The organism is Streptomyces sp. PA03-1a (assembly GCF_033792805.1).
In the GTDB taxonomy this organism is placed as follows: Bacteria; Actinomycetota; Actinomycetes; order Streptomycetales; family Streptomycetaceae; genus Actinacidiphila.
Window position 1 is genome coordinate 1 of record NZ_JARAVO010000323.1, and the last position, 8,609, is coordinate 8,609.

Here is an 8,609-nt window from a genome sequence, read left to right on the forward strand (position 1 = left end):
TTCCGGGCCCACTTCTGCCCGTGGGACGACGGCCACGCCGCCGAGCGGGTCGTGCGGCGGGCTGGCCGCCGTCCTCGCCGAGGAAGACCCGCCGCACGACCCGCTCGGCGGCGTGGCCGTCGTCCCACGGGCAGAAGTGGGCCCGGAACGCGGCCCGCGCCTGGGCCGAACGGGGGCCGCGCCAGGTGTCCGTGGTGAGGATGGACAGGAGTTCGTCCTCGCTCCGGGCGACCGGCCCGGGGGCGTCGGCGGTGATGTCGAAGTACGTGCCGCGGGCGGCCCGGTAGGCCGTCCAGTCCTCGGCGTGGACCACGATCGGGCGGTCGAGGCCGGCGTAGTCGAACATCAGGGGGGAGTAGTCGGTCACCAGGGCGTCCGCCGCCAGGCACAGCTCCTGGACCGACGGGTGGGCGGAGACGTCCAGCACGGTGTCCGGCAGCCCCTCGGGGAGCGTGCCCGAGCCGCCGTGGCCGTCCGGTGCCCGGTACAGGACCACGTGGCCGGGGCCGAGTTCACGGGCCAGCCGGACCAGGTCGACGGGCGGGTGGAAGCCGCGCCGGTAGTCGCGGTGCGCGGGCGCGTACAAGATTGCGGTGGACTCCGGCGGGATGCCCAGCCGGGCCCGGATCCGCCGCACGTCGTCGGCGTCGGCGCGCAGCAGGACGTCGTTGCCGGGCCGCCCGTGCTCCAAGGTGGTGTAGCCGGCGGGGTAGGCGCGCTCCCAGACCACCGTCGAGTGCGGGTTGGCGGACAGGCAGAAGTCCCAGCGGTCGGTGTGGGCCAGCATCCGGGCGAAGTCCCGGCCCGCCGAGGCGGCCGGGTGCCCCTGGACGTCCAGGCCCGTGCGGCCGAGCGGGGTGCCCTGGTGGGTGTGGAGGTTCACCTGGCCGCGCCGCTTGCGGTAGGCATGCGGGAAGTTGACGTCGTTGACCAGGTAGGTGGCGCGCGCCAGCGCCGTCCAGTACGCGGGCGAGCCGGGCTGGAGCCGGCGTACGCCGCGCGGCAGGGTGGCCGCGTACGCCGGGGTCGTGATCCACGCGGTGCGCAGGTGCGGGGCCAGGTCGCGCACGGCGGCCTCCAGGGCGGCGGGGTCGCCGCCGTAGCCGGCGTAGCGGCAGGCCGCGAAGACGGCGAGGTCCGGGTCGAGTCGGCGCTGCCGCTGGATCCGGTAGTGCAGCCGCAGGCCCGCCTCCCGGGCCGCCCGGGCGGTGTCCTTCACCAGCCGCCGCAGCCTCCTGCGCAGCGCGTTGGCGGTGCGCACGGCGTCGAAGACCTGCCGCGCGCCGAGCCGCACGAGCAGCCGCCGGGTGCCGCCGGGGACGCCGCGCGGACGGGAGCCGGGCTCCTGCGGGCGGTAGCGGCGGAAGTGGACGCTGCAGCGCTGGAAGTAGACGCCCCGGGCCGAGCGGGGCAGCCGGCCGGGGGTGTTGTAGACCGCCAGCAGGTGGTCGGTCATCCGGCTGAAGAGGGCGGCCCGCCAGCTGTCGAGGGCGGGGTTGCGGTCGAGGAAGGCGAAGACCCGGTCGTACTGGTCGAAGACGTCGAAGTGCCGGCTGCTGGTGGTGCGCAGGATGCTGCCCCGGCGGCGCTGCCGGTAGAGCACGCAGACCCGGTCGAGCACCGCGATGCTGCGGGCGGACAGCAGCAGGGGGTAGGTCCAGGGGACGTCCTCGTACCAGCCGGGCGGGAAGACGAGGTCGCGGCGCTGGACGAACTCCCGCCGGTACGCCTTGTTCCAGGCGACCGGCAGCAGCCGCAGCAGCTCGGGCCGGTCGTCGAGGGGCCCGGCGGGGCGTGCGTCCTGGGCGAGCAGGGGGGCGCGCTGGTTGCGCACGACGCGGCCGTCCCAGTAGGTGCGGGCGTAGTCGTAGACCAGCACGTCCGGCTCGGCGGTCTCCTTCAGGCGGTCGGCGACGGCCTGCAGGGAGCCGGGCGCGAGGGTGTCGTCGCTGTCGAGGAAGAGCAGGTAGTCCCCGGTGGCGCGGGCCATCCCGGCGTTGCGGGCCGGGCCGAGGCCCACGTTCTCCTTCAGGTGCAGGACGGTCACCCTGCGGTCGCGGGCCGCGAAGGCGTCGAGGATGGCACCGCTGGCGTCCGGGGAGCGGTCGTCGACGGCGATCACCTCGAAGTCCGAGAAGCTCTGCCCGAGCACGGACTCCAGGCACTCGTGCAGGTAGGCCTGCACCTTGTGGGCGGGCACGATGACGCTGAACCGGGGCAAGGCAGCACATCCGTAATGTCGGCTTACGCGGCGTATGCCCGTTATATCCCGGGCGTACGCCGCGTACGGCGACCCGTCCGACGACGGAGTGTTGCCCCTCTGGCCTGCGGAGGGTTGCGGGGCTACTTCACGGCGCCCGCCATGACGCCGGAGACGAACTGGCGCTGGAAGGCGAAGAAGACGACGAGCGGGACCACCATCGACACGAAGGCCCCCGGTGCCAGGACGTCGATGTTGTTGCCGAACTGCCGGACCTGCTGCTGCAGCGCGACCGTGATGGGCTGCGAGCCGCTGTTGGAGAAGATCAGCGCCACCAGCATGTCGTTCCACACCCACAGGAACTGGAAGATGCCGAGCGAGGCGATCGCCGGGCCGCCCAGGGGCATGATCACGGTGGCGAACAGCCGCAGCTCGCCCGCGCCGTCCAGCCGGGCCGCCTCCAGCAGCTCCCGCGGGATCTCCGCGAAGAAGTTGCGCAGCAGGAAGACGGCGAACGGCAGGCCGAAGCCGACGTGGAAGAGCACCACGCCGATGATGTCGCCGAAGATCCCGATCTCCCCGAACAGCTTCGCCACCGGGATGAGCGCGATCTGCACCGGCACCACCAGCAGCCCCACCACCACGAGGAACAGCCAGTCCCGGCCCGGGAACTCCATCCAGGCGAAGGCGTAGCCCGCCAGCGCCCCGATCACCACCACCAGCAACGTGGCCGGCACCGTGATCAGGGCGGTGTTGACCAGCGAGGAGGTCACGGCGTCGTTGCCGAGCAGTTCCCGGTAGTTGGTGACGGTCAGCTGTGAGGGCGTGGTGAACACCTTCCACCAGCCGGAGTCGGCGATGTCCACCGGCCCCCGGAAGGAGGAGATCAGCAGCCCCACGGTCGGCATCAGCCAGAACAGGGCCACCAGCACCAGGAACACCCGCAGCACCCCGCCGCCGGTACGGGCCGCCACCCGCGAGGCGAAGGACTGCCGGGCGGCGGTCGTGGTGGCCCGCGCCTCGGCGGGGCCCGCCGGTTCCGCTGTGCCTGCGACGGTCGTCATCGTCGGGCCTCCCTGCGCAGTCGGCGGATGTTGAAGACCATGACCGGGACGACCAGCAGCAGCAGGACCACACCGATCGCGCTGCCCACGCCCTGGTCGTTGCCGGCCCCGAAGGAGGACAGGTACAGCTGCAGGGCCAGGACGTTGGCCTCGTCCTTGGAGGTGTCGGGCGCGACGATGTAGACCAGGTCGAAGATCTTCATCACGTTGATCATGAGCGTCACGACGACCACGACCAGCACCGGCGCCAGCAGCGGCACGGTGATCCTGCGGAAGACCTGCCACTCGTTGGCGCCGTCGATGCGCGCCGCCTCCATCAGCTCCCGCGGCACCCCCGCCAGGCCCGCCGCGATGAGCACCATGGCGAAGCCCGCCCACATCCACAGGTACGACCCGATGATGGCGGGCGTCACCAGGGTGGGGCCGAGCCAGTCGACACCGTTGTACGGCTCCGCGAAGTTCGCCGCCGGCAGCCGCAGTTGGGCCCCGGCCGCCGAGGCGGGCAGCGAGAAGGTGCCGTCCGTGCCGGAGGTGGCCGAGGCCACCACCCGTCCGTCGCGCACGGCCTCGACCTTGACGCCCTCCAGCGCCTTCTCACCGGCGTCGATCACCCCGGGCTCGCCGCCGCCGCCCGGCTTGAAGTCCAGCCACACGGTGCCGGTCACCCCGGGGCCCGCGGCGGCCTGCCGGGCGTCCGCGGTGCCCGCGGGCAGCTTCGCCGCGGGGACGCCGATCAGCGGCAGCCCGACCGCCGTCCCCTGCCCGGCGGCGTCCCGCGTGGTGTAGGAGCCCCCTCCCGAGGCCGCCAGCGGGCCGTTCGGCCGCGGACGGGCCCCGGGGTACGCCGAGGACTCGGCGAAGGTGTCGTGGACACCGACCACGACCGCGTTGGCCGCGCCGCGCGCCGGGTCCTGCTCGTACACCAGCCGGAAGATGATCCCGGCCGCCAGCATCGAGATCGCCATCGGCATGAAGACGACCAGCTTGAAGGCGGTGCCCCAGCTCACCCGTTCGGTCAGCACCGCGAAGACCAGCCCGAGGGCCGTGGCCAGCACCGGCGCCACGACCACCCAGACCGCGGTGTTGCGCAGCGCCGTCAGGGTGCTGTCGTCGCTGAAGACCGAGGCGTAGTTGTGCAGGCCGACGAAACCCGAGCCGGCCCTGTCGAACAGGCTGCGCCAGGTGGTGTACCCGATCGGGTACACCACCAGCGCGCCCAGCAGCACCAGCGCGGGCAGCAGGAACAGTCCCGCCACCCAGCGCCGGGTGCCCATGACGCTCCTGCCCGGGGCGGAGGGAGCGCCGCCGGGAGCGGCCGGCCCCTTCGCCGTGGCCGCCGTCGCCATCGTGGCCGCCTAGCCGGCGTACGCCTTGGCGGCGTCCGCTTCCAGCTTGGCCTGCGCGCCGGCGACGTCGGAGGGGTTCCTCAGGAAGTCCTGCAGGTCCTTCCACTCGCCCTTGCCCGCGGTGCCGCCGAAGGCCGCCGGGGCCTGGTCGGACATGTCAAAGCGGAAGTCGTCGCCCGCCGCGACCAGCCCCTGGGCGATCGAGCGGGAGACCTCGTCCGGGTACGCCGACAGGTCCAGCGACTTGTTCGGCGAGACGAAGCCGCCCGAGGAGGCCCAGACCTTCGCCGCGTCGGTGGAGGCGAGGAAGGTCAGCAGCGCCTGCGCGCCCTTGGTGTCCTTCAGCGCCACGCCGACGTCACCGCCGCTGACCACCGGTGCCTTGCCGGAGCCCACCGCGGGGAAGGGGAAGACCTTGGCGTCCTCGCCCACCTTCGCCTTGGTGTTGTCGCCGATGAACGCGCCGACGAAGTCGCCCTCGTAGACCATGCCGGCCTTCGGCGGGTTGCCGGTGAAGGTCTGCGTCACGGACTTCGGGAAGTCGGTCTTGAGCGCGCCGCTCTGCCCGCCGGCGATCAGGTCCTTCTTGCCGAAGAGCTGGGCGAGGGTGGTGAGCGCGTCCTTCACCGAGGGGTCGGTCCACTTGATCTTGTGCTCGGCCAGCTGGTCGTACTTCTCCGGCCCGGCCTGGGAGAGGTAGATGTTCTCGAACCAGTCGGTGAGGGTCCAGCCGTCCGCGCCGCCGACCGATACCGGGGCAGTGCCCGACTCGAAGAGGGTCTCGGCGGTCTGGAGGAAGTCGTCCCAGGTGGCCGGAGGTTCGGAGACCCCGGCGTTCTCGAAGGCCGCGGTGTTGTACCAGACCAGCGACTTGTTGGCGGCCTTGGCGTAGACGCCGTACTGCTTGCCCTCGTACGCGCCCAGGTCCTTCCAGCCCGTGGTGAAGTTCTTGTCGAGCTGCGCCTGGACGTCGGAGGAGAGCGGCTTCAGCCAGCCCTTCTGCGCGAACTGCCGTAACACGCCGACCTGCGGGAGGAACGCCACGTCCGGCGGCTGGCCGCCCTCGATCTTCGTACCGAGGAAGGTGGAGACGTTGTCGCCGGTGGGCACGAAGCCGACCTCGGCACCGGTGCGCCGGGTGAACTCGTCCAGCACCTTCTGGAAGTTCTTCTGCTCCGGCCCGGTCCACACCGCCGCGACCTCGAGCTTCTGGCCCTTGAGGTCCGGCAGCGAGACGCTCCCGCTGCCACCGGAACTGCTCCGGCCCCCACCGGGGTCGCCCTTGTCGTCGTCGCCTCCGCCGCACCCGGCGGCCGTCAGCGCCAGGGCGGCCGTCGCCACGGCGGCGATGACCGCTTCGCGTGTACGTCGCGTGCGCCTGCTGGATGTCCGCATCTGCCTGCCCATCCCCTCAGCGCGGACCCGCGCCGCGGTGGCAGCCCGCCGCATGGCCGTGGCAGCTGCGCCGGGCGTCCCGTCCCCGCGTCATCCGCTGTTCCGCGTTCAGTCCTACGCCCTGTCTGATAACCGCCGCAATAGCGCCTCAGCGCACGGCGGTTGGATCGTGACCTTCATGTGACCGGCGGTGCGGCCGGCGCAGGGGACCGGGAGGGCTCAGAGCAGCGGCGGCACCGGATCGGCCGCCGCGGACTCCGCGGCACGCTGCAGGGCACTGGCCAGCAGGGCGAGGTCGGTGGGGCCGTTGCCCAGTTCGCGGACCGGGCGGCGGGTCGGCGGATCGCCCATGCGCTCCCATTCCAGCGGGACCACCGTGGGCCGCAGGGTCGCCGTACGCGGGATCCGGCCACTGACCCGTCCGGCCTGGAAGGCCGTGACCGCTCCGTCCGGCCGGCGCAGGTAACCCCGGCCCGGCAGGGCGTCGTCGACGGTCGCCGGCTCCTCGACGGCGACCAGCAGCGCGGCCGACTCCGGCTCCTCGGTGCGCAGCGCGATCCGCAGCCGCGCCGCGTCGTCGGTGTCGGTGCCCGCGGTGCGCTCCGGGCGGCCGGTCGCGGCGACCAGGTGGACGCCGAGACGCTCGCCGTCGCGCGCCACTCCCTCCAGGGCGCGGACCACCGAGCCCGCGGCGGGCCGGCCGGGACTGCCCAGCGCGGGGGCGACCAGGACGTCGAAGTCGTCCACCACCACGACCAGCCGGGGCAGCGGCTCGGTGGTACGGGTCCGTACCCGCACCGCGCCGCGCACCTGCGGGTCGGCGGCACCGGCCGGGGCGTGGCCCGGCTCCACCTGGCGGGGCACCGCGGGCAGCCGGCGGCGCTCGTGCCACTGCGCGAAGTCGCCCCCGTCCAGCAGCTCGTCACGGCGCCTCAGCTCCGCCGTGAGGGCCTGCGCGAACTCGCGCATCCGCACCGGGTCGGAGGCGGACAGATAGGTGGAGACGTGCGGGAGGTCGGTGCAGGTGCGCAGCCCCTCGCCGCGCTCGGACCCGGCGCCGTCGACGAGGACCAGGGCCAGCCGGTCCGGCCGCTCGCCCGCGGACAGGGCGGCGGCCACCGAACGCAGCAGTTCGGTCTTGCCGGCGCCCGCGGCGCCGCCGACCAGCAGGTGCGGCCCTTCGGCGACCAGGTCGACCAGGACCCGGCCCTCCGGGCCGGCGCCCAGGACCGCCGCGGCGGCACCACCGGAGGGAGCGGGCTCGGCCCAGCGGGTCGCGATCTTCGCCGGGGTGGCGAGCGCCAGGTCCAGCTCGTCCAGCAGCCGGGCCGTCGGCGGGAGCGCGGAGCGGGTACGGCGGGGAGCGGCGGCGTCGCCCTCGCGCAGCGGGGCGAGGGCGCGCGCGAAACGCTCGGCCCAGGCCGCCGACACCGCCTCCATGGTCATGTGCTCCGGCCCGTGCGGCTCCATCCGCAGCGTCGTCGCGACGTCGCCCTCCAGCACGGCGACGGCACCGCACCCGGCGGCCAGCCGCTCGGGGCTCTCGGCCAGGCACAGCAGGTGCACCCCGACCGACGGCCCGGCGGCCGCGATGCGGCCCGCGGCCTCGCGCAGATAGGCCGAGCCCGGATCACCGTCCACCACCAGCAGGGTGTACGGGCCCTCGCGGCGTGCCGCGGCCTCGGCCACCTCCTCCGGGGAGGCGGTCGCCCAGCCCGTGCCGAGCGGGCCCTCCTCGATGCGCCGGACCACCTCGGAGACGCGGGCCTCCGCCTGCTCCCGGTCCGTGGCGGTGAGCAGCCGGCAGTCCTGGCCGTGCGCCGGGCGCAGATGCGGTAGCCAGTTCAGCCACCCCCACTCCTCGGTCCGCCCTTCGGCGGGACGGGAGCGGTCGGCGTTGACCAGGACGACCTCCAGCACGCCGGGCGGGTGCAGGGCGCACAGCTGGGCGATGACCGCCCGGGCCAGCCCGGACAGCCTCGGGCGCGGTCCGGCGAGGCCCAGCACATGGGTGTGCGGGTCGCGCAGGTCGACGGTGAACGGCACGGCGGGCAGCGTCCGGAAGCCGTCCTCGGCGGTCAGGTCGGCGGTGCCGAGCCGGACCGTGAGCAGGTCGGGATGGCCGAGGGCGCGCTCCCACAGCCGCGGGCCCGGTCCGAGCGCGGTGAGCAGGACGGCCGCGGGATCGGGCCAGCGCTCGCGCAGCGCGGCGGCGTCGGCCTGGTCGTACGTCGTCCCGCCGCCCCCGGGGCCGTCGGCGCCCGGGGCGCCGCGCCCGGCCGCCAGGCGCCTGGCCCAGCCCCCTATGGCCCCGGCCATCCGGCTGCCGGCCTCCGCGGCCTTCCCGCCGCCGCGGCGGCCCTGGGGCAGCGCGACCGTGCGGGTCTGCTCGGACAGGCCGCGCTGCGGGGTGTCCCGCCGGGCCGGGGTGCCCGGCGCGCCCTGTGCCGGACCCGGTCCGGGCGCGGGAGCGGCGAGGGCGTCCACGCCCACGTTCCCGGCGCCGGTGCCGGTGGTCGTCGGGCCGTCGGCGGGCACCGCGTCCCGGGCGGCGGGGCGCTCCCCGGTGCCGTCGGCGGGACGGGCGGGACGCCAGGTCGCCAC

General features: G+C 74.4%; 5 protein-coding genes. All 5 read right to left on the reverse strand.

Annotation, left to right across the window (positions count from 1 at the left end; translation table 11 throughout):
* A partial coding sequence (locus PV341_RS41420) for a bifunctional glycosyltransferase/CDP-glycerol:glycerophosphate glycerophosphotransferase (protein WP_500360541.1) occupies positions 1–2,221 on the reverse strand: 2,221 nt, incomplete at its 3' end.
* A 122-nt stretch (positions 2,222–2,343) separates the two neighbouring features.
* Positions 2,344–3,264 carry a carbohydrate ABC transporter permease gene (locus PV341_RS41425; RefSeq protein WP_500330098.1) on the reverse strand — a complete coding sequence of 307 codons (921 nt, stop codon included), beginning with the start codon at positions 3,262–3,264 and terminating at the stop codon, positions 2,344–2,346.
* Entirely contained in the window at positions 3,261–4,538 is a 1,278-nt protein-coding gene (locus PV341_RS41430) for a carbohydrate ABC transporter permease (protein WP_500330096.1), read from the reverse strand. The genes PV341_RS41425 and PV341_RS41430 overlap by 4 nt, the downstream gene beginning before the upstream one ends.
* 81 nt (positions 4,539–4,619) lie before the next feature.
* Positions 4,620–6,005: an ABC transporter substrate-binding protein gene (locus PV341_RS41435; protein ID WP_500330095.1), complete on the reverse strand. Its 1,386-nt coding sequence runs from the start codon at positions 6,003–6,005 to the stop codon at positions 4,620–4,622.
* Positions 6,006–6,224: 219 nt separating this feature from the next.
* Positions 6,225–8,609: FtsK/SpoIIIE domain-containing protein (locus PV341_RS41440; RefSeq protein WP_500360543.1), on the reverse strand; the 2,385-nt coding region annotated here is incomplete at its 5' end.